Below are 24,034 nucleotides of genomic sequence, written 5' to 3' on the forward strand. Positions count from 1 at the left end.
GCGCATCGTCGGAGCCCGAATCGTGAACGGGCACGACAGGGTCCGCGACGAGCCTGTATCATTGTCGGCCGTCAGCTGCTTGAACGGCCGTGCTGGCGGTACTCACCGCCTTAGTCGGTTGCCAACTCTCCCGATGGGTCGTCCAGTTGCTCGCTCGCGAGCACGCGGTTCGCGCGGCGAAGCCGCTCGGAGAGCGCCTGATGGGAGATGTCGAGTTTGTCCGCCAGTTCCTCGAGCGAGATTTCGCGCGGCACGTCGTAGTAGCCCTGCCGGTAGGCCTCGGAGATAGCCTCCTGCTGGGGTTCGGTTAGTGCGGCCGTCGTCTCGAGGTCGTCGTCCTGGCCGGCTTCGACCATCCGGCGGACGTCGACGCGAACGCCCTGGTTCTCGATGGCGGAGACGGTTTCGGAGAGCTCCTCTCGCTCGGGAAAGAGCAGTCGGAGCGTCCACTGGCCGTCGGCGACCTGCGCGTCGAGGACGGTGCCGCCGTTGGCGTAGACCGATCCGCAGACGGAGCTGACGTCTTCGCCGTACTGGAGGCGGTAGAACCACTCGCCGTCGTCGGCGGTCTCGAGCAGACACTGGAAGTCGTCGACGGTCGGATCCGCGTCGAGCGCCGCCTCGAGGTCTTCGGGATCGTCGGTCGAGAACCAGACGAGGGGCATCGTTCGCGTCGGCCCCTCGGCGACGACGCTCTCGACCCTGACCGTCAGGTCCGGCAGTCGGTGGAGCGTCTTCGCGAGCGCGAACTCGTCGGTCGACAGCGTGAGTTCCGCAATCGTCGTCATCGGTCGATCACCCCGTACGCCAGGCTCGAGTCCGGTTGATGAACGGTGCGGCTATCGTAGGTAGATCGGGACTCGAATCGTGTCATAGTACCACGTCGATCCGCGCGTCGGGGTGGCGAGCACGTCTCGTCAGCGTTTCGTCGATGAGAGTCGCTGCCCGCCCGTGACACTCCCGCTTGGATCGTGCTACCACTCGATAGCGCGCCGATCCGATTGATGAGCGGGCTTTTGTGTTCCAGCCGTTTAAGACAGCACCTCACGGTCGGTGACGGTCAGTGAGGCGTCAGTGTCGAACGGACGCGGTGGGACGGCGGTAGTATCGAACGGTCTCAGAGAGACGGTATCGAACGGTCTCAGCGAGTCACCTGAACCGTCTTAATCGAGGCGGGCCAGCCGGTTCAGCGCGTACACCGTCCGGAGGATGTCGACGCTCTTCCCGCGGTCGAAGACGAGTTCGTCCGTCTCGAGAACGTGCTCTAAGGTATCTTGCGAGGCGTGTTCGGGTGCGGCCGCGATTCCCGCGTCGGTTTCGTCGACCCACTGCATGACGCGCAGATCGCTCTTCGAGTCGCCCATCACGAGGCTAAACGGATCGTCGACGTCCAGGACGTCGAGCGCCCGCTCGACGCCGACGACCTTGTTCAGTTCGAGACTACCGATTTCGGCCGCGTCAGCCTCGTAGTAGGCGACGTCGATCCGCTCGAGGACGTCAGCGAGCGTGTCGGGGACGGCGTCGGGTTCGAGGTCGGGGTACGCTCCCTCGCTCTCGAGGACGCCCCTGATTTCGGGGTCCTGATCGGCGTAGAAGGCGCGCGTCCAGTCGACGACCGTCTCGTCGTCGAGTACGGCCGTACCGTTCCCGTCGTCGTTCGACTCGAGTGCCGTTCCGACGGCGTCGGCGAGCAGGTCGATCAGGTAGACCAGCGCCGTATCGATGGTCTCTCTGGCCTTCGTCGAGCCGGTCTCGTAGTTCGGCTTCATCGTGACGTTGAACTCGTTGCCCTGCAGGTGACAGCCCCGCCGGAGGTCCTCTGGGGCCTCCGGGAGCACTCGCGAGCGAACGTCGTCGAAGACGTCCCGGATCTCGTCGTCCAGTTCCTCGTAGAGGAGCTGTTTCGTGTCCGCACCGTGGCCCGGCGTGAAGACGCCCGTTCCGGCCTCGTAGACGATAGAGAGCTCACCCGAGTGGACGATTTCGCTTCCCAGTCCCTGAATCGCGAACCCCTTGACGTTCTCCAAGGTCTGGCCCGTACAGATGACGATGGGAACGCCGGCCTCGTGGAACTCGGTCAGTTCGTGAAGCGTGTCGCGTGGAATCTCGTTGTCGGTGCTGCCGGCCGACCGTAGCGTCTCGTCGACGTCCAAAACCAGTACGTTCACCGCGCGGCCGTACTTGGCCTCGAGATCCAGCGCCGTGAAGGCCTGATCCCGGTTGGCTCGAGAGGCGACCTCCGCGAACGTCTCGCCGGATGCGAAGTCGGATCGAATCTCGTTCTTCCGGTGCTCGAGTTCCTCGTTCGCACCCTGCCAGTGCTCTAACGCGACGCGGGAGTCGACCGCCGGGAAGACGTCGACGAACGCCTGATACTCACGTAGCGTCTCGGTATCGTAGTCGTCGTACAGCTGATAGACGAGATCGTAGCGCTCCATGCGTACAACAGGCGGGAGCAGGCAGATAATCGTTTTCAGTACCAGTCGTCCGGGAAGGGTCACTCGAGGACGGGGCGTACAGGGTGTACTGGGGACGGTCTCTTGGACTCTACTGGTCGGCGAATCTTCGATTCGGCTCGATATCGGACCGGTTTGCGTTCTGCGGACGGCTAACGCCGTGGGTTTTCACCTCGCAACTTCTATAAAAACGGCGCTCGAAATCCCAGTTATATGAAAAACGTCGACGACCTGATCGAGAGCGCGGCCGAGCTCGCAGCGCGCGGGCTCTCGAAGGGGGAGATCGCGGACGAACTGAACGTCTCGCGGGAGACTGCGAGCTGGCTCGTCGAACGCAGCGGCGCGACGACGGAGCCGACGGATCAGCCGACACAGGCCACCCAACCCGCGGGCGGCCCACAGGACATCCACGTCGACTGGTCCGCGATTGGAAGGGACAGCAAACGGATGGGAGCGATCGCGGAAGCCATGGCCGACATGCTCGCCAAACACGGCGAGGACGTCGATCTGACGATCGGTATCGAGAAAGCCGGCGGTCCGATCGCGACGCTCATCGCGCGCGAGCTCGAGACGGATCTGGGGACGTACACTCCGGCGAAACACCAGTGGGAGGAAGGCGATATCGAGGAGCTCGGCGGTACGTTCAGCCGGAACTTCGCGGGGATCCGAAACCGCGAGTGTTACATCGTCGACGACACCATCACCAGCGGAACGACGATGCGCGAGACCATCGAGGCCATCCGGGCCGAAGGCGGCGAACCGCTCGCCTGTGTCGTCCTCGCGGACAAACAGGGACTCGAGGAGCTCGAGGAGGTCCCGGTCTACTCGCTGTTGCAGGTCATCAGCGTCGGGAAGGAGGAGTAGCCGAGTCGGACGCGATCGACGTATCAGACCCTGTTTACGAGTTTCTCGAGTGAACCGATCAAGGCTGCAACGATGCGGGTAACTACCCGTTTTCGGACGCCGTATCGATCGACGCCCACTGCGGGTTTCGGCTGAAACGGTCGCCAGTCGAACCCATCAGTGTGCCAATCAAAACGTCGTCGACCCACGTCTATTTTCACGGCACAATCAGTTCGATATAACAGCCGTTTGTCGCCCAATCACTGATACTAGGCTCCGAATTCTATTGACCATCAGTCGCCCCGTGTTGAGTGGAGAGAGATGACAGATCGACTCACACGCCGACGACTGATCGCACTAAGCGGCGCAGTCAGTTTCGCTGCGATCGCTGGATGTAACGACAACGGGGAAGGCCCCGGCGAGGACGAGGAAGATGTCGAGGACGACGTGGAGGACGACGAAGAGGACCTCGAGGACGATGCGGAAGATGAGGAAGACGACCTCGAGGACGATGAAGAGGATCTCGAGGACGACGCGGAAGATGAGGAAGAGGATCTCGAGGACGACGAAGACGATGCAGAGGACGACCTCGAGGACGACGAAGACGACGTATAGGAGTCTTCAGTCGGGGAGTACGAGCAGTCGGAAGCGATTCGCGGAACGGCTCGTTCTTCTCTCGTCCCGCTTCGATGCGAACGACGCTTCGGACGGGATCGGCTGCGCGTTCTGGGAGGGCCGATTTGCCTAGCGACAGCGACGACTGGCAACGGAAACGAAGCCATAGCAAGGGCAGGGCGTGAGCTTTTCGACGCGAAAGCGCGAGCTAGCGGTACCGCTCGTCGGCTCACTGCCGTGCTCGCAACCGGTGAGGGACAGGCATCTCAGGCGCGGGACTGGTCGCCTGCTGGAGTACGCCCCCAGAAATGTGACCGCCCGATTTCGAGCCGCAGTGTGGACCGAGCGATCGAGTTACTATGACACGATCATCGACACGACGACGATATCTCACGGCGAGCGTTACAGCCAGTATTGTGGCGCTCGCAGGCTGTAGCGATCTGATAGAAGATTACGACGAAGACGACGGTCCCGAGGAGGAAAACGGCGACGGGGAGCAGGTCGAAGACGTCGATCACGAGAATCCGGAGGGCGAACTCGAGGTCGTGAGTCCGGACGACGGCGACGAGGTGACGTCCCCCGTCGAGATCGAGATGGACGTCGAGGACTTCGAACTGCAGGCGGTCGAAGACGACGACGGCGACGACGATGAGGCCGACGCTCCCGACGACGGCGCCGGACACCTTCACGTCATCGTCGACGAGGGCTGTGTCGATCCGGGGTACCTGATCCCGCTCGAGGACGGCTACCACCACCTGAGCGAGGGCGAAACCGAGACCGAACTCGACCTAGAGCCGGGAGAGTACGACCTCTGTGCACAGGCCGGCGACGATCAGCACAACGCCTACGACATGACCGACGAGCTCTCGATCGAGATCGTCGAGGAGGATGCCGACACTGACGACGAAAGCGAGACCGACGATGACGGCGGAACTGGAACTGGTGACGGCGACGACGATGGCAATGACGAGAACTGAGGCGACGATATCTGACGCCCGACGACGAAACAACACCGCCACGGCCGGCATCCGTGAGGGGAATAGATCGATGCGGATGGCGCCGGTGCGGACGACATCGATGCGGACGAGTAATCACACGATCCGTCGGGACGCGTTGCTCGCTGCAGATGCTGGCTTCCGATCGATCGTGTAAAAATGATGAACTGGTGAGCGGACGAGTTAGCCGTGGATTCCCATCGCTTCGATCTGTTCCTGATAGCGGTTCCGGATCGTGACCTCGGTCACCTGGGCCACGTCAGCGACTTCACGCTGGGTCTTCTTCTCGTTGCAGAGCAACGATGCAGCGTAGATCGCGGCGGCGGCGTAGCCGGTCGGCGACTTGCCCGAGAGAAGCCCTTCTTCGGCCGTCTTCTCGATGATTTCGTTGGCCTTGGTCTGGACCTCTTCGGAGAGTTCGAGTTCGGAACAGAAGCGAGGGACGTACTTTTTCGGGTCGACGGGGCGCATCTCGAGACCGAGTTCCTGCGAGATGTACCGATAGGTGCGACCGATTTCTTTGCGTTCGACGCGTGAGACTTCCGAAATCTCCTCGAGACTTCGCGGGATTCCTTCCTTACGACAGGCGGCGTACAGTGCGGACGTCGCCACACCTTCGATCGATCGGCCGCGGATGAGGTCTTCTTTGAGCGCGCGTCGATAGATGACGGACGCGACCTCGCGGACCGAGCGCGGAACACCCAGTGCGGACGCCATTCGATCGATTTCGCTCAGTGCGAACTGCAGGTTTCGCTCCCCGGCGTCTTTGGTACGAATGCGTTCCTGCCACTTACGCAGGCGGTGCATCTGGCTGCGCTTTTTCGAGGAAATAGACCGGCCGTATGCGTCTTTGTCCTTCCAGTCGATCGTCGTCGTCAGTCCCTTGTCGTGCATCGTCTGCGTCGTCGGCGCGCCGACGCGGGACTTCTCCTGGCGCTCCTGGTGGTTGAACGCACGCCACTCAGGACCCGGATCGATCTTTTCTTCCTCCACGACGAGCCCACAGTCTTCACAGATGAGCTCACCCCTGTCGGAGTCCTTTACGAGATTGTCCGATTCACACTCGGGGCAGGCACGCACCCCTTCCTGATCCTCGGTCTCGTCCGTCTCACGCGTTCGCTCCCGCTGGCGGGTGGACCGTGTCATCGCACTTTTATAGTAGTATCACCATAGTATATAAATCCTTGGTGGGCGCTTTGGTCTATCCACGCTAATGTGCCGAAATGGGGCGACAGAGCTCTTCAAGATCGGGATTTACAATTCGGAACCGGAAAGACTTTATCCGGCTCTCGACGACAACAGCCACGAATGCCGGTTATCGAGTGCGACGTCGAGACGGCTCGAGAGCGACTCGAGGAAGCGGGTGTGACGGTCGAATCCGGAAACACGGACCACGAGCGCTGGCGTGCGAGCCGCGGTGGCGCGACCGCTGTCGCGTACGACGACAAAGTCGTCATCCAGGGCGGGGACCCACAGGATATCGAGGCACTGCTACGCGAGGGTGGTGGTCGCGCACACGCATACTTCGACGGCGCGTGTCGCGGGAATCCCGGTCCCGCAGCGACCGGCTGGGTGATCGTCAGCGGCGACGGGATCGTCGCCGAAGGGGGCGACCGGATCGGCACCGCGACGAACAATCAGGCCGAGTACGAGGCGCTGATCGCGGCTCTCGAGGCCGCTCGCGACTACGGGTTCGACGAACTCCACGTGCGCGGCGACTCCGAACTCATCGTCAAGCAGGTTCGCGGCGAGTACGACACCAACAACCCCGAACTGCGGGAGAAGCGCGTGACCGTCCACGAACTCCTCGCCGCGTTCGACGAGTGGTCCTTAGAACACGTTCCCCGGGAGGTCAACGACCGCGCGGACGAGCTCGCCAACGAGGCGCTGGATCAGGGCTGAGACCGAGAGCAGACGTCACCACCGAAGCCCAGACCAGCAAGGGAAAAAACCCTCGAGCGCGTACCGATCGTTAATGTCCGATTCGAACGACCCGTCCGCCGGCTCCGGTCGGGAGCCCGAGGGGTCCCAGCCTGGGAGGGATACTACTGCCGACGAAGAGCTTCCTGCCGAAATCGTCGACGAAGCGGAGCGGCTCACGCGGCTCGAGCGCACCGTCTCCGACGAGGGCGAAGCACAGGCTCACGCCGAGCGACGCGACAAGCTTCTCGACGACCACGACTTCACCTTTCGGATCCGCGAGGACGATGGCGACGACGTACTCGTACTCCACCCCGATGAGTGGCACGACGACGAGGCGGGCGTCATCCGAACCGACCGCATCGACGACATCTCGCGGGGCGTCGAGATCCCGCTCGAAGGCGCGGCGGATCCCGACGACTGGGACGCAGTGGAAACGCACAACCGCGACCTCGTCGAACGCGTCAGGGAACGCCACGGCGACGTACACGGTGATAATGCCTCGCTGCTCGCCGACTTCGTCGGCAACCACTACGCGAAGCACATCGAGGACCTGGCCGGCGCGGAGCTACGGGAGTTCCGGTCGGAGTACTTCGTTAGAAACGCCTGGCCGTCGGACGCACAACGAGACGCGCTCGAGGAGTCGATCACGCTCGTCTACGAGACGGCCGGGGTATCGGTCCCTGAACGGCGGGTCCGGTGAATCGCCTCGGGGTCAAGTGGTTCGAGAATCGAAGATTCTCGTCATCACGAGAGACCTTTGCTCTCTCGATCGACCCCGAGGCTTCCTGATTCAACGACGCGCTTTGCAGACACGCGCTGAAAGTCAGCGGTGTCCGTAGGGAGCGCAGTCTCCACAGGCGTGTCTTCGGGCCATCCCAACCCTAATTTAGAAAATCCACGTTGTAGGACGTTCATCGCCGTCGCAAAATCGCACGCGATTTTGCTGCCCGTCAGACGTAGTCTGACGACCGCGTTCGCATCTCTATCCGTCTCAAACCCGCAAGACGGACACGAATGTTCACGTACCCAGATAGGCTTTGCCGTCTTCACGCCACACGATGCACACTCTTTCGTCGTTCCACGAGCAGGTACTTGCACAACGTGTGTACCGTACAAGTCGCCCTTATATTCGAGGAGTGTGATGAACTGTCGCCACGCTACATCCTGCTTATTCCGAGCGTTCCCATCGCTCTGGAGCATTCCAGCTACGTCGAGGTCTTCGACGAATACGGCGTCGTACTCTGTGACGAGCCACGTTGTGATTTTGTGCTGGTAGTCCAGCACTTTTCGCTGAATCTTCCGCTTGACCTTGGCGACTTCTTGGCGTTGTTTCTCCCAGTTGTTCGACCCTTGCTCCTTGCGCGAGAGTTTGCGCTGTTCTCGGCGCAAGCGTTCGTACTCATCTTCGAGGTCGATCCAATCCACGGTCTTACCGTCGCTGGTGTGGATGTAGTTCAAGATACCGAGGTCGATTCCGACGCTATTTCTCGCGTTAAGCGAGTCTACGTCGGGTTTCTCTGGAACGTGTTCGTCGTCCGTTTCGAGACTGAACGAGACGAACCACTCACCCGTTACTTCCTTCTTCAGCGTGACTTCTTTGATAGTGGAGTGTTCGGTGAGTGGGCGGTGGTATCGGATTTTCACCCAGCCGATTTTACTGAAGCGGACGTACGCGAACCCGTTTCGGCCCCTCTTGTTATCAAGGTCGAAGCCTGACTGGTTGTACGTGACGCTTCGGTATTCGGCGGGTGATTGCCGTTTGAGCCATCCTACGTTGTATCCTTTCTCTTTCTTCTTGCGAAGGTTTGAGAGGTTGTCGTGGAAGCGTGCGACAGTGGCTTGGGCGGCTTTCGAGTGAAGTTCCGCGAATACGGGCCACCGCCGTTTCCACTCTGGGAGTTTGTTGTTCTGCTGGTATTCGCTTGGTTTGTCGTCGTCGGGACTGATAGTGTAGTCCCATCGGACGTGGTTGTAGAGTTGGCGATGAACATCCAGGTGATGTTCGGCAGCCGTCGCTACCTCGCCGCTTGGATAGGCGCGGTAACGGTGGCTGTATTCCATCGCTATCTACGTGTTAGAATTTTGTCTACTTAATGGTTAGCTTCGCTATGCCTATCGGATTCATCCCCGACCTCAAGGGTCGGGATATTCTCCTCTACCGCTGATAAAAACGTCTGGTGGAGTTGGTCGGGTCGCGCGTTCAGTAGCTGTTCTCGACGATCTCGCTGATCTCTTCGGCGCGGTCGTCGCCGGTGACGACCTTCGAGAGCGTCCACTGGATGCCGTCGAGGACGGCGTCGTAGCCGTCGTCGGTCAGCGAGTACTGGTTCGTTCGCTTGTCGAGTTCGCTCTTCTCGACGAGACCCAGATCGACGAGTTCGTCGAGGTTGGGGTAGAGACGGCCGTGGTTCACTTCGGTCCCGTAGTACTCCTCGAGTTCGCGCTTGATAGCCAGCCCGTACATCGGCTCTTTCGCGAGGATAACGAGGATGTTGTTCTGGAACGCGGTAAGTTCGCGTGCAATACTCTGATCGCCGCTGATTGATTGTGCCTCTGACATACCTGTGCAAATGTCATCAGACTATTTAAGACTTGTCAACCATTTCTCGGTATCCACCGATCGCCCGCGGGCAGATCGGGTACCGCAACGCCGAATACTGGTGGATTCGGTCGAATCACGTCTTGGTGGTATCTGATGACCTTCACCCGTAAGCTGACATCGATTACGAAAATACTTTTTGATCGGCCATGAAGCCTCGGGTGCATGGGTAATCTCTGGGAAGATCTCGAGACTGGACCGAATCCACCCGAAGAGATTTACGCCGTCGTCGAGTGCCTCAAGGGCGAACGCAACAAGTACGAGTACGACAAGGACGTCCCCGGCGTCGTCCTCGACCGCGTGCTTCACAGCAACGTCCACTATCCGAGCGACTACGGCTTCATCCCGCAATCGTACTACGACGACGAGGATCCCTTCGACGTACTCGTCCTCGTCGAGGACCAGACGTTCCCCGGCTGTATCATCGAAGCTCGCCCCGTCGCGCTGATGAAGATGGACGACGACGGCGAGCAGGACGACAAGGTCATCGCCGTTCCCTCCGAGGATCCGCGCTACGATCACATCGAGGACCTCGAGGACATCACCCAACAGCAACTCGACGAGATCGACGAGTTCTTCTCGAGCTACAAGAACCTGGAGGAAGGAAAGGAAGTCGAAACCCAGGGCTGGGAGGATAAACAGGCCGCCTACGACGCGATCGAACACGCGCAGGAACTCTACGAAGAGAACTTCTAAGAGCCGTCTACCGGTTCGTTACGCGCCGTTTTTTGGATCAACACTCCCCAAGCCTCCGCTCTCGCTCTCTCATCGCACCACAGCGTATATCGCCACCATGATACACCCGTCCTCGTGTCGCGTTTGGTACCGTTCACGTCTCGTTACTCTTTGACTTCGTTCAGTCTCCCGTGACCGGAACACCTCACAACTCGCCCCGACACCGGACCCGTGCGGATGCACTGACGGTCACCGCTCTGTCGTCGCGGTAGCCACCGGATTCACGAGAGTTATGTTCGCCTGTTCGGCTCATGCATTATGAGCATGAGTAATTTTATCCGGCTTCCCGTCGTAGCTAGACTCGTTATGGCAGCAACCAACCCGTCCGCACGAACGTCCGCTTCGGCAGACGATCCAGCCGAATCCGGTGCCGGTATGGCCCATCTGACGGTCGTCCCCGCGAACTTCGAGGCGTCCGAGCAGGACGGGGACGAGGACTGAGTTCGTCAGTCGAGGAGGGAGTTTCAGCCAGTTCGCTCGAGCCGGCCCGGACGAGCGCGCACTCGAACGCGTACGAACGGAGAAGTACGTGAGGAGATGGCACGCCGTCTCAATACAGTGTCTCGAAACGAACCTTCTTGTATGCGGTCGAACTACGTCCGTCCATGGGTCTGTTCGATCGATTGCGGGGCGACGGAGCTCCCCGAGTCGCATTTATTGGGGTCGACGGCGTGCCGTACAGTCTCCTATCGGAGAACGAGGAACTGTTTCCAAACTTCGCTGCGATCGCCGACGAAGGGACGGCTGGCGAGATTTCGAGTATCGTCCCACCGGAATCCAGCGCCTGCTGGCCGTCGCTGACGACCGGGATGAACCCCGGCGAAACGGGTGTCTACGGCTTCCAGGACCGGGAGGTCGGTACCTACGACACCTACGTCCCGATGGGACGAGAGGTCCAGGCCGACCGGGTCTGGGACCGCGTTCAGGAGGACGGTCGCCGCGCGACCGTGATGAACGTCCCCGTCACCTTCCCGCCCCAGCGAAACGTCCAGCGGATGGTCTCGGGCTTTCTCTCGCCGGGGCTGGACAAGGCGGCGTACCCCGACGACGTCCGCGACTACCTCGAGACGCTCGACTACCGAATCGACGTCAATCCGAAACTCGGCCACCAGGGCGACAAGGCCGAATTCATCCAGGACGCCCACGAGACGATCGACGCTCGCTTCGAGGCGTTCGAACACTACATCGAGGAGGACGACTGGGATCTGTTCTTCGGCGTCTTCATGACGACCGACCGAGTCAACCACTTCCTGTTCAAAGACTACGAGCGCGACGGCGAGTACCACGACGAGTTCATCGAGTTCTACCAGAAGGTCGACGACTACATCGGCCAGCTCCGCGAGGCGCTGCCCGACGACGTCACCATGATCGTCGCCTCCGACCACGGGTTTACGAGTCTCGACTACGAGGTCCACTTCAACGAGTGGCTCCGAGAGGAGGGCTGGCTCTCCTTCGGCACGGACGAACCGGAAGAACTTGGCGACATCTCCGACGACACCAAGGCCTACTCGTTCATCCCCGGACGGTTCTACATCAACCTCGAGGGTCGCGAACCTCGCGGTGCCGTCCCTGAGGACGAGTACGACGCGGTCCGCGACGAACTCAAGGCCGATCTCGAGGCGCTCGAGGGGCCGGACGGCAAGAAGGTCGTCGAGCGCGTCGTCGAGAAGGAAGCCGCGTTCCGGGGCGACCACGACGATATCGCGCCCGATCTGGTCGCGATTCCGAACAAGGGCTTCGACCTCAAGTCCGGCTTCAAGGCCGATTCGGACATCTTCACCACCGGACCCCGAAACGGTATGCACAGCTTCGACGATACCTCGCTGTACATCGACCACCCCGAGGCGACGATCGGCGACGCGGACCTCTTCGACATCACGCCGACGATCCTCGATCTACTGGACGTCGAGTACAGCCGCGGCGAGTTCGACGGCGCGAGTCTCGTCTGAGCGTCGTCCCCCGGTAGCGATCGAAACGGTTTTTGTCATTCAGTTGGACTGTAACGCGTGAACGATTCGAGAGTCGTCGGTTTCTCGCTCCTCCTCGCCGTCGGTCTCGCTGGCGTCGTCAGCGTCGTGACCGACAGTCTCGCAATTCTCGGGCAGACACCGATCGGGCTGGCGATCTACCTCGCCGTCGGGATCGGACTGCCCCAATTCGTACTCGCTCGACGAACCGGATCGCCGCTTCGGCTCGGGCTGGCAGCGCTCGCAATCGGCGGGGCCGCGTTAGCCGTCCTCGGCGGCGCTGCGATGGGCTCGCTGACCGAGGAGTGGCGCCTCGGAATCGTGCCGATCCTCTTCCTCGCCGTGTTCGGAATGCTGATCGGCAGCATCGTTCGTGAGTTTCGTACCGGTTTTCGGACGCGGTCGTGACGTGGGCACACCGACAGTGATCGAATTCGAGGCCGTTTTCCGGCCCGCAACGAACTGCTGGGCATGGAAGAGATCATCCGCGCCCGCGGCCACGAACACGTTAGCGCCGAACACTCGAGCACGTTCGAAATTACGACCGACGACTTCCTCACGCCAGCCGGCGACTGCATTCTCGCGATCGAGGCCGACCGAGCGCCGGCCGATTTCGACTCCGAGTTCGTGGAGGCCTGCCGGGATGCCGACGCGACGATCACCGTGACCATCGAGGCCGGCGAGTACGCGGATTCGGTGACGGGACGGGGAGATCCCGACCTCGAGTTCACGAACGAGCGCAGCGCGGTGGGTCGAACGAGCGAGTACGTCGACGACCGAACGATCGTCAACGACGCCGAGTTCGCGGCCGCGGGGTTCGACCGGAATCTGGTTACCGCGCTGGCCGATGGGACCGAGGTGACGGTAACGATCAGCGTCGAGTGACCGGAGCGGAATCGTCCGTCGCGGTTTTGATTCGCGAGACCGTACGCGGTGGTATGAGCGACGAGCCGGACCTCGAGTCGGATCGCGAACCGTCGATGAACATCAGCGGCGGCGTCGAGGGCGGCGGTATCGCGGCTGACTTCGATCCCGCGACCGCGGACACCCGCGCCGAGGAGGTCGTCGATCGACTCGGCGAACTGTACTGGCAGAAGACCTACGGCGGACAGGATGCCTTCACCTGTCTCGTCCGGACGATACTGAGTCAGAACACCAGCGATAAGGCGAGCCAGCCGGCCCACGACGCGCTGATCGAGCGGTACAATGCCGAGGACGTCGATCTCGCGGGGTCGCTCGCGAACGCGGAACAGTCCGAACTCGCCGAGACGATCAGCGGTGCAGGGCTCTACAACCAGAAATCCGAGACGCTGATCGACACTGCAGAGTGGGTCTTAGCGGAGTTCGGCTCCGCCGCCGCGTTCGACGCCTACGTGAAAGACGAGGAACCCTCGGACGTCCGCGAGACGCTCCTCTCCGTCCGCGGCGTCGGGCCGAAGACCGCCGACTGCGTCCTCCTCTTTGCGGGCGGCCGCGGCGGCGTCTTCCCCGTCGACACCCACGTCCACCGGATCTATCGCCGGCTGGGAATCGCCCCGGCAGACGCGGATCACGAGGAAGTCCGTGCCATCCTCGAGCGCGACGTTCCCGCCGCGAAATGTGGCTTCGCCCACACGGCGACGATCCAGTTCGGCCGCGAGTACTGCACGGCGCGGAACCCGGCCTGTCTCGAGGATCCCGACGCCTGTCCGATGGGCGATCTCTGCGATCAAGTCGGGGTCTATCCCGAGACGAACGAGGTCGTCGACCCGGCTGAGGCACCCGAAGCGGACGACTGACATCGAACGAGCGTGACCACGCTCTCGAGTCGCTGCAACTGTTCGGTATCGATCGACGCCCGCCCCGATCACTGCGTTTATACAACCATGCTTTATCTACTGAATCAATGGTTTCATTTACGGCGGCCGAGCGGGACGCGGTCTACAAGACCATCTACGCTCGGCGTGATATCAGACGGTTTCGGCCGGAGCCGATTCCCGAGGACGTTCTCGAGCGACTGATTCAAGCCGCCCATCACGCCCCGAGTGTCGGCTTCTCGCAGCCGTGGGACCTAATCGTCGTCCGAGAGGACGAGACGAAAACCGAGGTCGCCGAGATCGCGGATCGGGCTATCGCGGCGGCTCGCGAGGGCTACGAGGAGCCCCGCCGATCCGACTTCGCCGACCTGAAACTCGAGGGAATCCGTGAGTCACCGATCAATATCTGCGTGACTTGCGATCCGACGCGCGGAGCGCCCCACGTCCTCGGTCGAAGTTCAATGAGACGCACGGACGTCTACTCGACCTGTCTCGCGGTCCAAAACCTCTGGCTGGCCGCCCGCGCGGAGGGCGTCGGCGTCGGCTGGGTGAGCGTGCTCTACCCCTACGAGGTCCAGGAGGTGCTGGGGATCCCGCCACACGTCAAGCCGGTCGCCTATCTCTGTCTGGGTTACCCCGAGGACGGCTTTCCGGACGAACCCGTGCTCCAACAGGAGGGCTGGCGCGAGCGCCTCGCGGTCGAGGAACTCGTCCACGAGGAGGGTTGGGAGGGCGAGCGGAACCGCGACGACGACGCGTAACCTGCGTTCGTGAACCCGACGAGGGTTAGCTCGCGAGCAGGACGACCGCCAGTATTGCGAAGGCGATCCCGAGCAGGTCCGTCGGTGCGAGCGACTCGCCGAGGAACACCGCGGCGAGAATTACGGCGACGATGAAGTACATCGCCGAGACGGTCGTGACGATCCCCGCCCGCCCGGCGTTCAGACCGACGTAGAACGCGACGGCACCGATACCGGCGAACACCCCCGCGACGAGCGCGAGCACCACGCCCGTTCGCTCGAGCGAGACGGGGTCGTTCAACACCGAGACGTAGCCGACGGCCACGGCGACGGCGGCGGAGTAGGACAGAATCATCGCGAGTTCGGGATCGATCGTTCGGGTGGCCTCGTTCGCGATCACCGTCCAGACGCCCCAACTGAGCATCGCGACCACGGCCAGTGAGACGGCGTATCGACTCATGATCGAACGAACGGTATCCGGCTCCGAATAGGCGTCGAAAGAGCGCCCGTAACAGCCGTCTATTGCGGCGTTCGGCCGGCACTCGCAGGCCAACCGCGAATGAAATTTCGAACGTGAGAGACGATCCCGAGGCGGTTAGAGGAACCGGAACGTCTCGAGGTTCTTCGGCGCGAAGGTGCGCATGTTGTAGTCGTGGTAGAGCGCCGAGGAGAGATCCTGCGTGGATCGCTCGTCGCCGTGGACACAGAGGACCTTCTCGGGTCGGGGGTTCATCGTCTTGACGAAGTTCTCGAGGCCGGCGCGGTCCGCGTGGCCGGAGAAGCCGTCGACGGTTTCGACGTTCATGTTCAGCGACAGCGTCCCGCGGCCGTTGCCGCTCGAGCCCATCGCACCGACCTCGCTGGTCGGAATCTCGTCCCAGCCGTTCTGGATTCGGCGGCCGAGGGTTCCCTGGGCCTGGTAGCCGACGAAGACGAGCGTCGAGTCCGGGTCGGGGCCGAGGTGGCCGAGCCAGGACATGATCGGACCGCCGGTAACCATACCGGACGTCGAGAGGATGATGCAGGGTTCGCCGTCGGCGACCTCCTGTCGCTCCTCCTCGCCGGCGTCGATGTGATTGAACTCCTCGGCGAGGAACGGGTTCTCGTCGTCGTGGAAGATACGATCTCGGAGGTCGTCGCGCAGATACTCCGGATAGGTCGTGTGGATCGCGGTTGCCTCCCAGATCATCCCGTCCAAGTGGACCGGCATCTCGGGGATGTCGCCGCTGCGCATCGCCTGCTCGAGAACGAGCATAATCTCCTGTGAGCGACCCACCGCGAACGCGGGGATGACGACTTTACCGCCCCTCTCGTAGGTCTCCGTGATGACCTCTTTGAGCTTTGCTTCGGAGTCTTGCTGATCGGTCTGGTAATCGTTGCGACCGCCGTAGGTCGACTCGAGGACGAGCGTCTCCACCCGCGGGAAGTCGTTGGTCGCGCCGTTGAACAGCCGCGTGTCCTCGTAGTGAATGTCACCCGAGAAACAGACGTTGTAGAGGCCGTCGCCGATGTGGAAGTGCGAGACGGCCGAGCCCAGAATGTGACCGGCGTTGTGGAAGGTGAGTTTGACGTCGGGTGCGATGTCCGTGACGTCGCCGTACTCGAGCGGGATACAGTGTTTGATCGCCTCACGAACCTGCTCCGACTCGTACGGCGGCGCGCGGCCTTCCTTGGCCGCGACGTCAAGGTAGTCAAGCGTGAGCAGCCCCATCAGATCTCGCGTGGGCTCGGTACAGTAGATCGGGCCGTCGTAGCCGTACTTGAACAGCAGCGGGATGAGCGCGGAGTGGTCGAGGTGGGCGTGAGTGAGGACGACCGCGTCGATGGTCTGGGGACCCGCACCGAGCGCCTCGGGGGCGTGGAGATACGGCACTTCGCCTTCCGCGCCGGGCTTGTCTCCGCAGTCGATGAGAATGCGGGTTTCCGAGGTCGAGAGGATAAACGAGGCGCGACCGACCTCGCGACAGCAGCCGAGCGTAGTGATGCGGACGTACTCGTCGTCGGACATCTCCTCGCGGTGGATCTGTCGACCGACCTTCTCTAAAATGTCGCGTCGCTCGTCGCGTTCCTGTTTGAGGAAACTCCGAACGTTCGAGACCGTCGAGGACTCGATCGGCGGCGTGCGGACGACTTCCGGCGTCCAGCCGACGCTCTTCGTGATATCGCGAAGCGTCGAGCCGTGACGGCCGATCACCATCCCGGGCTTTTCGGCTTCGATGACGACCTCGCCGGTATCGGCGTGGAAGTCCAGATCCGTGACCCCCGCCTCCTCGGGGATGACGTTCATAATCTGCTCGCGAGCCTCGTCGGGCCGCGAGAGGACGCTCGGGTCCGGGCGAACGGTGATCCGCTTTCGGAGTTTACTCGCGAGTTTTCGAATGAGGTCGCCCTGCTGGGCGAACTTCTTCGGGTCGCGGGTGTAGACCACCAGTTCGGGGCCTTCGTACTTCACCGAGGAGACCGAGATATCGGTCGGTAACTCGCTCGTGATCTCTGCTTTCAAATCGTCGAGTTGCTGCTCTACAGTACTCATAATCGCCAATTGTGGCTTGCGTGAACTCGCCGCCAGGGAGCGGACGTCCAACAGGATACGTGGAGTCGGGATCCAGTCCTCGAGTCAGTGGCCGCGCGAGAACCGCCACGCGCCGGCTGCGTCGTCGAGAGCCGTGGTTCTGAAACAACGTCGGTCGTCTGCAGTCCAGTATCCCGGATCATCGCGTTGTACCGTGCTGTGACAAACACGCTCCCAGAACGGTTGTCCTGGTTCGTGCGGGAAGATTCCAGGGAGAACCCGCTTATTCGACGCTATTCTTTGCGTCGTATATAAGCCTTCGCAAAACCCAGGGCCGTTCGGCACGAACGGGGGGTATGCACCTGACACCGGAGCGCGTCGCAAACGAGCGTACCTGGGTCGCTGAACGGGTCGAGACTGTCGTTCCGATCATCAACGGCGTCCGCGACGATCTCGGCGAGATCTTCGACACCGACGTCGACCACGTTACCGAAAGTCAGTATCTCGAGGAAGTCGACGTCGTCTTCGCGGACGGGGATCTGGCGGTCAACGTCGCCGCGATGGTCGCGATTCTCCGGGATCTCGACGTCGAGGGCGACTATCCCGGCTTCGTCGTCGACGAAATCCTCGGGCGAGAGCTCGCCGCGACGATCGCCGGCACGCAACCGTTGCGGACGCTCGGCGAGGCGACCTTTCACTACGCCGATCTGCAGGTCCACGGTGACGGCGACGAGAATGCGGGGGTCGACGACTGCGAAGCCGCGCTCGCGGCCGGCTTTCAGGAGCGAATTCCGGGCTGGAACTGGACCGAGCGCGAGAGTCCGTTCAGCGTCGAGTAATTAGTCCGACTCTTCGTCGTCCGCGTCGTCGCTATCCGATCCATCACCGGATTCCGCGTCCGTGTCGTCATCGGAACCCTCATCGTCCGCGTCGTCGCTGTCCGAATCCTCGTCAGCATCATCATCCGAATCGTCGTCGATGTCTTCGTCGGGTTCGGGTTCTGGCTCGGGTTCGGGCTCTGGTTCAGCGCCGGCCTCCTCTTGGGCCTGCAGTGCCTCCTCGTACTCTTCGCCGGGAAGCAACGCGTCGACGTCGTTGTTGCGGAGCAGATCCATCAGCTCGTCGTCCGACCCCGTCATCAAGAACGCACCGTGTTCGCCAAGCGCGGCTTCGATCGAGATATTGGTGTCCGCCATCTCTTCTTCGAACTCGATCGACCGGGACATGAACAGCTCCTGCTGTCGTTCCTGCATCTCGAGCTGGGCCTCTTGTTGGTCGAGCTCGCCGTCTTCGGCGTCGGCCATGACCTCCTGTTGGGCCTCCATCAACGCCTCATCGGTGGGGCGGACGACAGCCGTAATTCCCTCCGACGGATCGATATCGGGCTCCGAATCCGCGTTGAGTTCGCCCTCCGACTCCGAAAAGATGCTCGTACAGCCGGCGATCGATGCGGTCGCACCGGCGCCGGATAACTGCAGCACGCGGCGTCGAGTTGGATCGGATGTCATCGTGTCCGATTTCCGGGACGGGCGCGAATAAACCCTCGTGATATCCGACAGAACCCGATCCATTTCTAACACTATTTGGCTGATAGAAAAGGCGTAGATCACCGAAATACCCGTCCAATCCACCACGTCGCCCCAGTCCGGGGTCCTTTTATTCGCTCGAGAGCTACGTCGTCGCAGTGACATCCGGGACACCGACGACGCAGCGGTCGCAGGCGATCACCCTCGAGCAGCCCACCCTCGAGGCGGCCTGCGAGGCGATCGCCGACGGACTCGAGCGCGAGGCGTTGGTGACGGTCTTCGGCCGCTGTACGGTCGAGTACGACGGCCGCGCCTCGAGTACGCTCGAGGCCGGCGACCGTCACCTCATGCTCAAACCCGACGGCGCGGCGCTGGTCCACACCGACGAGGGCCAACAGCCGGTCAACTGGCAGCCGCCGGGCTGTGACCACGACGTTCGCTGTGATGGTGGGGCCGACGGCGAGAGCGACTCCGAACTCGTCCTCGAGAGCGTCCGCTCGACGCCGAACGAGCGACTGTGCGTTCGCTTCGAGGAGGTCCTGCAGGTCTCGACGTTCTCCGGCGCGGACGAGAACGAACTCGCGCTTTCGGGGACTGAAGAGGATCTCCGCCAGCGGATCCTCGAGGATCCCGCCCTGCTCGAGACCGGCTTCACCCCGCTCGCGACGGAGCGCGATACGCCAGCCGGCGCGATCGACATCTACGGCGAGGATGCGGCGGGACGGAGCGTCGTCGTCGAACTCAAACGTCGCCGCGTCGGGCCGGACGCGGTGAGTCAGTTACGGCGGTACGTCGACGCCCTCGAGCGAGATCTCCACGCCGACGCGTCCGTCCGCGGGATTCTGGTCGCCCCGTCGGTCACCGATCGAGCGGACGGACTGCTGTCCGACCACGGACTCGAGTTCGTCCCGCTCGAGCCGCCTGCGGAGTGAACGTGATTGCCGTCTTGGCGTCTGGTATCGGGATACGTGCTGTACGTAGCGTCAAGATCACGGTGTGACTACCACGGAAGGAGTGACAGTGGGTAGCGGTGACCGGGCACGATCACGCTTCGTTTTCGAACCAGTGTTTTGCGGCTTGGACGGCCTCTGAGATCGTGTCTACGATCGCGTACTGCTCTGCAGTTTCGTATCCGCGTTGGGTACCGTACCCAACCGTGATCGCGTATGTATCATACTCGCTCTGTATGGTGATCGTTGCAGCGGGTTCACCGTCTTCAAATCCGGCCCGTTTGCCAGTGGTCTTGTCTGAACTGTCCAATTCAGTCCCGAACGTAACGACACCGTACTCACCCCCGGGGTGACCGACATCGAATGTATCGATAGACACATCGTCAAAGCCGTGATCGTTGAGCCCCGCTACGAGGTCGTCACTCCGTTGCTCAATTGTCCCATCTCCATTACTCTCACCATCATCAGTTTGGTTCTTTCGTGTCATCCCACCTATTCCGAGGGACCGATCTATTAATCTTTGTAACACATCTATCGGGAGAAGCGAGAATGCTGTCCAAACAGTTTGCAGACTGGAAACCGCTGCGAGAGATCGGCGCGTCCGTCGAGGATACGGCCAGCGACTCGACGAAGCACTCGAGGACGGGTTCGAGAGTATGGGTATACAGAGACCGTCCTCGACACGATGTCAACCCTGACCGCAGCGCGTGAACTGACCGGTCGGATGCTGACGACCGCGTCACTCGTCGAGTAGTTGTTTTAGCCGGTCTAGCTCAGTCAGTGCCTCGACGGGCGTGAGGTGCGCGAGGTCGAGCGCCCGCAGTTCGGCCGCGACATCCGTTGGGACATCGCCCCCGTCCGGAGTGGTCGCCGCCATCCCGCCCGCCGAAGCCGCTGGCTCGGCCACACCGGCACCGGCGGCGTCGTCCTCGAGTGCAGTGCCTGTCTCACCAGTTGCGTCCGTTTCCGTAACCAACTCCCTCGAACGCTCGACGACGGCCTCGGGCACGCCCGCCGCGGTCGCGACCTCCACCCCGTAGGAGCCCGTGGCCGCCCCCGGCGCGATATCGTGGTGGAAGACCACCTCGCCGTCGACCTGATCGACCTCGAAGTGGAGCGTGAAGGCTGCCTCGAGTTCGTCCGCCAACTCGGTCAGCGGATGGTGGTGCGTCGCGAACAGCGCCGTCGCACCGACGGCGTCGTGGAGGTACTCGGTGATCGCCTGCGCGATGGCGAGGCCGTCCGCGGTCGACGTGCCTCGACCCACTTCGTCCAGCAGAACGAGCGAGTGTTCGTCGGCCTCGCGCAAGATGGTCGCGAGTTCGTCCATCTCGACCATGAACGTCGAGCGGCCGCCCGCGATGTCGTCGCTGGCCCCGACGCGGGTGAAGATTCGGTCGATCGGGGTGAGCCGCGCCGCCCTCGCGGGAACGAAGCTGCCGACCTGCGCGAGCAGGGCGATCTGGGCTACCTGCCGCATGTAGGTCGACTTCCCTGACATGTTGGGTCCCGTGATGACCGCCAGTCGCTGGTCGTTCGTGAGGCGGGCGTCGTTCGGAACGAACGACTCCTGGGTGCGCTCGACCACGGGGTGACGGCCGCCTTCGATGTCGATCTCGAGGCCCTCGCGCCCAGCCCCACCGCCACCTCCGTCGCGCTCGAGAATCTCCGGCCGACAGTAGTCGTACTGCGCGGCGACCGTCGCGAGCGAGACGAGCGCGTCGAGGGTTGCCAGCGCCTCGGCCAGTTGCTGTACGCGTTCGACCTCCTCGGCGATCTCGCGGCGGACGTCACAGAAGAGTTCGTACTCGCGCTCGTCGGCGCGCTCCTCGGCGCCGACGATTTGGTCCTCGCGCTCCTTGAGCTCGGGCGTGACGAACCGCTCTGAGTTTTTGAGCGTCTGGCGGCGCTGGTAGTCCTCGGGGACCGACTCGAGGTTCGGGTTCGTCACCTCGATGTAGTAGCCGTGGACCGAGTTGTAGCCGACCTTCAGCGAGTCGATTCCGGTTCGCTCGCGCTCGCCGTTCTCGAGGTTGTCGATCCACTGCTTCCCGTCGCGTGCGGTCGCACGAAGGTCGTCCAGCCCGTCGTCGTACCCTTCGGCGACGATGTCGCCCTCGGTGATCTCGATCGGGGGGTCCGAGACGATCGCGTCCTCGATCAACTCGCGGACGTCGACGAGCGGATCGAGACTCTCGTGGAGCGCTCGCAGCCGCGTACAGTCGGCGTCGGCGATCTCCTCGCGAATCTCGGGGACGACGGCCAGCGTGTCCCGGAGCGAGCGCAGATCGCGCGCGTTCGCCCGCTCGCGAGAGATACGGCCGATCAGCCGCTCGAGGTCGTAGACGTTCCGGAGTCGGTCGTGCAGCGACTCCCGCGTCTGGACGTCGCCCGTCAACTCCTCGACGGCGTCGAGGCGCGCCTCGATTCGATCGGGCTCGAGCAGCGGCCGCCGAACCCAGTCGCGGAGCGTTCGGCCGCCCAGCGCGCACGCAGTTTCGTCCAGCACGCCGACGAGGGTCGCCTCCTCGCGGCCCTCCACGGCTCGCGGCTCGAACAGTTCGAGGCTCCGCATGGCGACCGCATCGAGCAGGAGGTACTCGCGGGGATCGTATCGGGTGAGATGGGTGATGTACTCGAGGCGGTTGCGCTTCGGACCGTCGGCGTCGGTGTCGTTTTCACCGTCTTTCGCTTCCTCCTCGAGCGTCGTGTCGCGTTCCCCCTCGTGTTCGCCGCCGCGGACGTACTCCGCGTAGGCGAGCAACGCGCCACAGGCTCGAATCTCGGCGTCGCTGGCGAGCAGGGCGTCGGGGTTCCGGAAGTACCGCGAGACGGTTTCTCCAGCGCGCTCGCGGTCGAACGCCGTCGCGTCGTAAGGCGTCACCATACAGCCTTCTGCGAAGACGTCGGTCGGCGCGTTCGGGCCGACGACGGCCTCGGAGGGATCGAACCGGCTCACCTCGTCGGCGATGGCCTCGCTCGAGGTCGAACTCGTTGCGAAGAAGTCGCCGGTCGAGACGTCGAGCAGGGCGAGCGCGAGTTCGGCGTCGTCGTTTTCCGCTTCAGAGCCGCGTTCCTGAGCCACCGCGGCGACGAAGTTGTTGTCGTCGCTCGCGAGCAGTTCGTCCTCGGTGAGCGTCCCGGGTGTGACCACGCGCGTGACCGCGCGCTCGACGACGCCCGGCGACTCGCCGGGCTCTTCGACCTGATCCGCCACGGCGACCCGGTAGCCGGCCTCGAGCAACGTCTCGACGTACGATTCGGCGTTGTCGATCGGAATGCCGGCCATCGGATACTCGCCAGTGCTGTCCTCGCGGCTCGTGAGTGCGATCTCGAGCAATCTCGCGGTCCGCTCGGCGGCGCCACAGAACGTCTCGTAGAAGTCTCCTACCTGAAAGAGGACGATCGCGTCGTCGTAGCGGGCACAGAGGTCGTGGTACTGCGCCATCATGGGCGTCAGCTCGTCGCGTTTCTCGGCCATCGCCTCGGGAGGGCCAAGCGCCGGATCCATATCCGAAATCCGGCTTCGGACGCGGAAATAGCTTGCTGGATCGACCGCGTTCTGCACGGGGGTGAGGACCTCACAGTGACGGTCGGAGCGCTCGAGGATAGAGCCGGCTTCTACGTCGAAGACGACGGGTCGGGAATCCCAGACGACGATCGCGACTCCGTCTTCGAGAGCGGCTACTCGACCGAACCGGCGGGCACCGGTCTCGGACTCGCGATCGTGAGCGACATCGTCGACGCCTACGGCTGGGACTGTACATTGACTACGGGCACCGCGGGCGGTGCTCGGTTCGAGATTACCGGCGTGAAGTGGGCGGATGCCGACCCGCTTGCCGACGACTACGCTACGGAGCCGTCGGTCTCGAAGTAGCGGTCGGCGTGTGCCCGACAGCCCGGATTGAACGGCGCGTCACAGGACGGGCAGTGATGGTCGGCCCCGAGGTACTCTGGAACGGTGAGTTCGGTTTCACAGACGCCACAGAGTACCGAGCGCTCGTCAAAGCGCTCGCGGGGCCAGGGAACCGCCTCGTGGTCCGCCGTCTCCTCGTGACACCGGTAGCAGGGATAGTACTCCTCACAGCAGTCAAATCTGAAGGCGACGACGTCGCGATCGGTGTGATAGTGGGAACACCGAGTTTCCGAGTCGACGTCGACGCCGTGTACGGATGGGCCAGTCACAGGTTGTAATCGAACCTACGTACGGGAGGATTCTCAGCGTTGCGCCCCTCGAAGACGTGAGTACTGTCCCTGAATATCTAATAAACCATATTCGGCTACATGAAATTGGCGACGTCCGAACGCACAGACTATCGGAGGATGGATTTCTACAAATCATAAGAAACCTAATATCTGTGTGTGCTCTCACGTAAC

The 24,034-nt window shown here is 62.5% G+C and carries 26 protein-coding genes; 15 read left to right on the plus strand and 11 right to left on the minus strand.

All coding sequences use genetic code 11. The features are described from left to right. Positions 1 to 110: 110 nt before the first annotated feature. Complete coding sequence (locus tag BLT08_RS04900; protein WP_090303633.1) at positions 111 to 788, minus strand: helix-turn-helix domain-containing protein; 678 nt, start codon at positions 786 to 788, stop codon at positions 111 to 113. Between the two features lie 375 nt (positions 789 to 1,163). After that, positions 1,164 to 2,438 carry an HAD family hydrolase gene (locus tag BLT08_RS04905; RefSeq protein WP_090303634.1) on the minus strand — a complete coding sequence of 425 codons (1,275 nt, stop codon included), beginning with the start codon at positions 2,436 to 2,438 and terminating at the stop codon, positions 1,164 to 1,166. A 231-nt stretch (positions 2,439 to 2,669) separates the two neighbouring features. Here BLT08_RS04905 and gfcR point away from each other — a divergent pair, with 231 nt between their 5' ends. The 3 genes from gfcR to BLT08_RS04920 all read left to right on the plus strand — a co-directional run bounded on the left by gfcR (position 2,670) and on the right by BLT08_RS04920 (position 4,891). Continuing rightward, positions 2,670 to 3,320 (plus strand): transcriptional regulator GfcR, encoded by a 651-nt coding sequence (gfcR, locus tag BLT08_RS04910; RefSeq protein ID WP_090303635.1) that lies wholly within the window; start codon positions 2,670 to 2,672, stop codon positions 3,318 to 3,320. Between the two features lie 300 nt (positions 3,321 to 3,620). After that, positions 3,621 to 3,914, plus strand: a complete 294-nt coding sequence (locus BLT08_RS04915; protein ID WP_090303636.1) for a hypothetical protein — start codon at positions 3,621 to 3,623, stop codon at positions 3,912 to 3,914. A gap of 359 nt (positions 3,915 to 4,273) precedes the next feature. Then, complete coding sequence (locus BLT08_RS04920) at positions 4,274 to 4,891, plus strand: DUF4399 domain-containing protein (protein WP_175529233.1); 618 nt, start codon at positions 4,274 to 4,276, stop codon at positions 4,889 to 4,891. A 201-nt stretch (positions 4,892 to 5,092) separates the two neighbouring features. Here BLT08_RS04920 and BLT08_RS04925 read toward each other — a convergent pair whose 3' ends face one another. After that, positions 5,093 to 6,055, minus strand: a complete 963-nt coding sequence (locus BLT08_RS04925; RefSeq protein ID WP_006108914.1) for a transcription initiation factor IIB — start codon at positions 6,053 to 6,055, stop codon at positions 5,093 to 5,095. A gap of 162 nt (positions 6,056 to 6,217) precedes the next feature. Between BLT08_RS04925 and rnhA the strand changes: the two genes are divergently transcribed. Together rnhA and BLT08_RS04935 are read left to right on the plus strand one after the other, a co-directional pair. Further along, positions 6,218 to 6,811: a ribonuclease HI gene (gene rnhA, locus BLT08_RS04930; RefSeq protein WP_090303637.1), complete on the plus strand. Its 594-nt coding sequence runs from the start codon at positions 6,218 to 6,220 to the stop codon at positions 6,809 to 6,811. A gap of 73 nt (positions 6,812 to 6,884) precedes the next feature. Continuing rightward, positions 6,885 to 7,532 carry a DUF7108 family protein gene (locus tag BLT08_RS04935; RefSeq protein WP_090303638.1) on the plus strand — a complete coding sequence of 216 codons (648 nt, stop codon included), beginning with the start codon at positions 6,885 to 6,887 and terminating at the stop codon, positions 7,530 to 7,532. Between the two features lie 44 nt (positions 7,533 to 7,576). Here BLT08_RS04935 and BLT08_RS04940 read toward each other — a convergent pair whose 3' ends face one another. Beyond that, complete coding sequence (locus BLT08_RS04940; protein ID WP_090303639.1) at positions 7,577 to 8,893, minus strand: RNA-guided endonuclease InsQ/TnpB family protein; 1,317 nt, start codon at positions 8,891 to 8,893, stop codon at positions 7,577 to 7,579. Between the two features lie 139 nt (positions 8,894 to 9,032). Next, on the minus strand, positions 9,033 to 9,392 hold the full coding sequence (locus tag BLT08_RS04945; RefSeq protein ID WP_006088545.1) for a PadR family transcriptional regulator: 360 nt from the start codon (positions 9,390 to 9,392) through the stop codon (positions 9,033 to 9,035). Positions 9,393 to 9,596: 204 nt separating this feature from the next. Here BLT08_RS04945 and BLT08_RS04950 point away from each other — a divergent pair, with 204 nt between their 5' ends. The 7 genes from BLT08_RS04950 (at position 9,597) to bluB (ending at position 14,690) form a co-directional block, all read left to right on the plus strand. Then, on the plus strand, positions 9,597 to 10,127 hold the full coding sequence (locus BLT08_RS04950; RefSeq protein ID WP_090303640.1) for an inorganic diphosphatase: 531 nt from the start codon (positions 9,597 to 9,599) through the stop codon (positions 10,125 to 10,127). A 345-nt stretch (positions 10,128 to 10,472) separates the two neighbouring features. Continuing rightward, positions 10,473 to 10,607, plus strand: a complete 135-nt coding sequence (locus BLT08_RS23560; protein WP_281245251.1) for a hypothetical protein — start codon at positions 10,473 to 10,475, stop codon at positions 10,605 to 10,607. A 164-nt stretch (positions 10,608 to 10,771) separates the two neighbouring features. Next, positions 10,772 to 12,115 carry an alkaline phosphatase family protein gene (locus BLT08_RS04955; protein ID WP_090303641.1) on the plus strand — a complete coding sequence of 448 codons (1,344 nt, stop codon included), beginning with the start codon at positions 10,772 to 10,774 and terminating at the stop codon, positions 12,113 to 12,115. A gap of 57 nt (positions 12,116 to 12,172) precedes the next feature. After that, complete coding sequence (locus BLT08_RS04960; RefSeq protein ID WP_090303642.1) at positions 12,173 to 12,541, plus strand: hypothetical protein; 369 nt, start codon at positions 12,173 to 12,175, stop codon at positions 12,539 to 12,541. 63 nt (positions 12,542 to 12,604) lie between these two features. Next, on the plus strand, positions 12,605 to 13,018 hold the full coding sequence (locus tag BLT08_RS04965) for a DUF371 domain-containing protein (RefSeq protein WP_090303643.1): 414 nt from the start codon (positions 12,605 to 12,607) through the stop codon (positions 13,016 to 13,018). Positions 13,019 to 13,071: 53 nt separating this feature from the next. Continuing rightward, positions 13,072 to 13,911, plus strand: a complete 840-nt coding sequence (locus BLT08_RS04970; protein WP_175529234.1) for an endonuclease III domain-containing protein — start codon at positions 13,072 to 13,074, stop codon at positions 13,909 to 13,911. A 107-nt stretch (positions 13,912 to 14,018) separates the two neighbouring features. Then, entirely contained in the window at positions 14,019 to 14,690 is a 672-nt protein-coding gene (gene bluB, locus BLT08_RS04975; protein ID WP_090303645.1) for a 5,6-dimethylbenzimidazole synthase, read from the plus strand. 25 nt (positions 14,691 to 14,715) lie between these two features. Here bluB and BLT08_RS04980 read toward each other — a convergent pair whose 3' ends face one another. Together BLT08_RS04980 and BLT08_RS04985 are read right to left on the minus strand one after the other, a co-directional pair. Further along, on the minus strand, positions 14,716 to 15,129 hold the full coding sequence (locus BLT08_RS04980; RefSeq protein ID WP_090303646.1) for an EamA family transporter: 414 nt from the start codon (positions 15,127 to 15,129) through the stop codon (positions 14,716 to 14,718). Between the two features lie 135 nt (positions 15,130 to 15,264). After that, a complete protein-coding gene (locus BLT08_RS04985) occupies positions 15,265 to 17,202 on the minus strand; it encodes a beta-CASP ribonuclease aCPSF1 (RefSeq protein WP_090303647.1) in 1,938 nt (645 codons plus the stop codon). A 335-nt stretch (positions 17,203 to 17,537) separates the two neighbouring features. Here BLT08_RS04985 and BLT08_RS04990 point away from each other — a divergent pair, with 335 nt between their 5' ends. Then, on the plus strand, positions 17,538 to 18,020 hold the full coding sequence (locus tag BLT08_RS04990; protein WP_090303648.1) for a DUF7984 family protein: 483 nt from the start codon (positions 17,538 to 17,540) through the stop codon (positions 18,018 to 18,020). On the opposite strand, the gene BLT08_RS04995 is transcribed toward BLT08_RS04990, so the two are convergent. Beyond that, entirely contained in the window at positions 18,021 to 18,689 is a 669-nt protein-coding gene (locus tag BLT08_RS04995) for a hypothetical protein (RefSeq protein ID WP_090303649.1), read from the minus strand. It abuts the gene before it with no gap. A gap of 176 nt (positions 18,690 to 18,865) precedes the next feature. On the opposite strand from BLT08_RS04995, the gene nucS reads away from it, so the two are divergent. Continuing rightward, a complete protein-coding gene (gene nucS / locus BLT08_RS05000; RefSeq protein ID WP_175529235.1) occupies positions 18,866 to 19,639 on the plus strand; it encodes an endonuclease NucS in 774 nt (257 codons plus the stop codon). A gap of 112 nt (positions 19,640 to 19,751) precedes the next feature. Here nucS and BLT08_RS05005 read toward each other — a convergent pair whose 3' ends face one another. Further along, the gene (locus BLT08_RS05005) at positions 19,752 to 20,144 is read right to left on the minus strand and encodes a hypothetical protein (RefSeq protein ID WP_090303650.1); all 393 of its coding nucleotides are present in this window, start codon (positions 20,142 to 20,144) and stop codon (positions 19,752 to 19,754) included. A gap of 252 nt (positions 20,145 to 20,396) precedes the next feature. Then, positions 20,397 to 23,168, minus strand: coding sequence for a DNA mismatch repair protein MutS (gene mutS / locus BLT08_RS05010; RefSeq protein WP_090303651.1), 2,772 nt, complete (start codon positions 23,166 to 23,168; stop codon positions 20,397 to 20,399). On the opposite strand from mutS, the gene BLT08_RS05015 reads away from it, so the two are divergent. After that, a complete protein-coding gene (locus BLT08_RS05015; RefSeq protein ID WP_090303936.1) occupies positions 23,091 to 23,534 on the plus strand; it encodes an ATP-binding protein in 444 nt (147 codons plus the stop codon). The genes mutS and BLT08_RS05015 overlap by 78 nt on opposite strands. On the opposite strand, the gene BLT08_RS05020 is transcribed toward BLT08_RS05015, so the two are convergent. Next, positions 23,504 to 23,842, minus strand: a complete 339-nt coding sequence (locus BLT08_RS05020; RefSeq protein WP_090303652.1) for a CHY zinc finger protein — start codon at positions 23,840 to 23,842, stop codon at positions 23,504 to 23,506. The two genes, BLT08_RS05015 and BLT08_RS05020, sit on opposite strands and share 31 nt — an antisense overlap. Positions 23,843 to 24,034: the final 192 nt, after the last annotated feature.

The sequence above is a fragment of the Natronorubrum texcoconense genome, from assembly GCF_900100335.1.
Classification (GTDB): Archaea; Halobacteriota; Halobacteria; order Halobacteriales; family Natrialbaceae; genus Natronorubrum; species Natronorubrum texcoconense.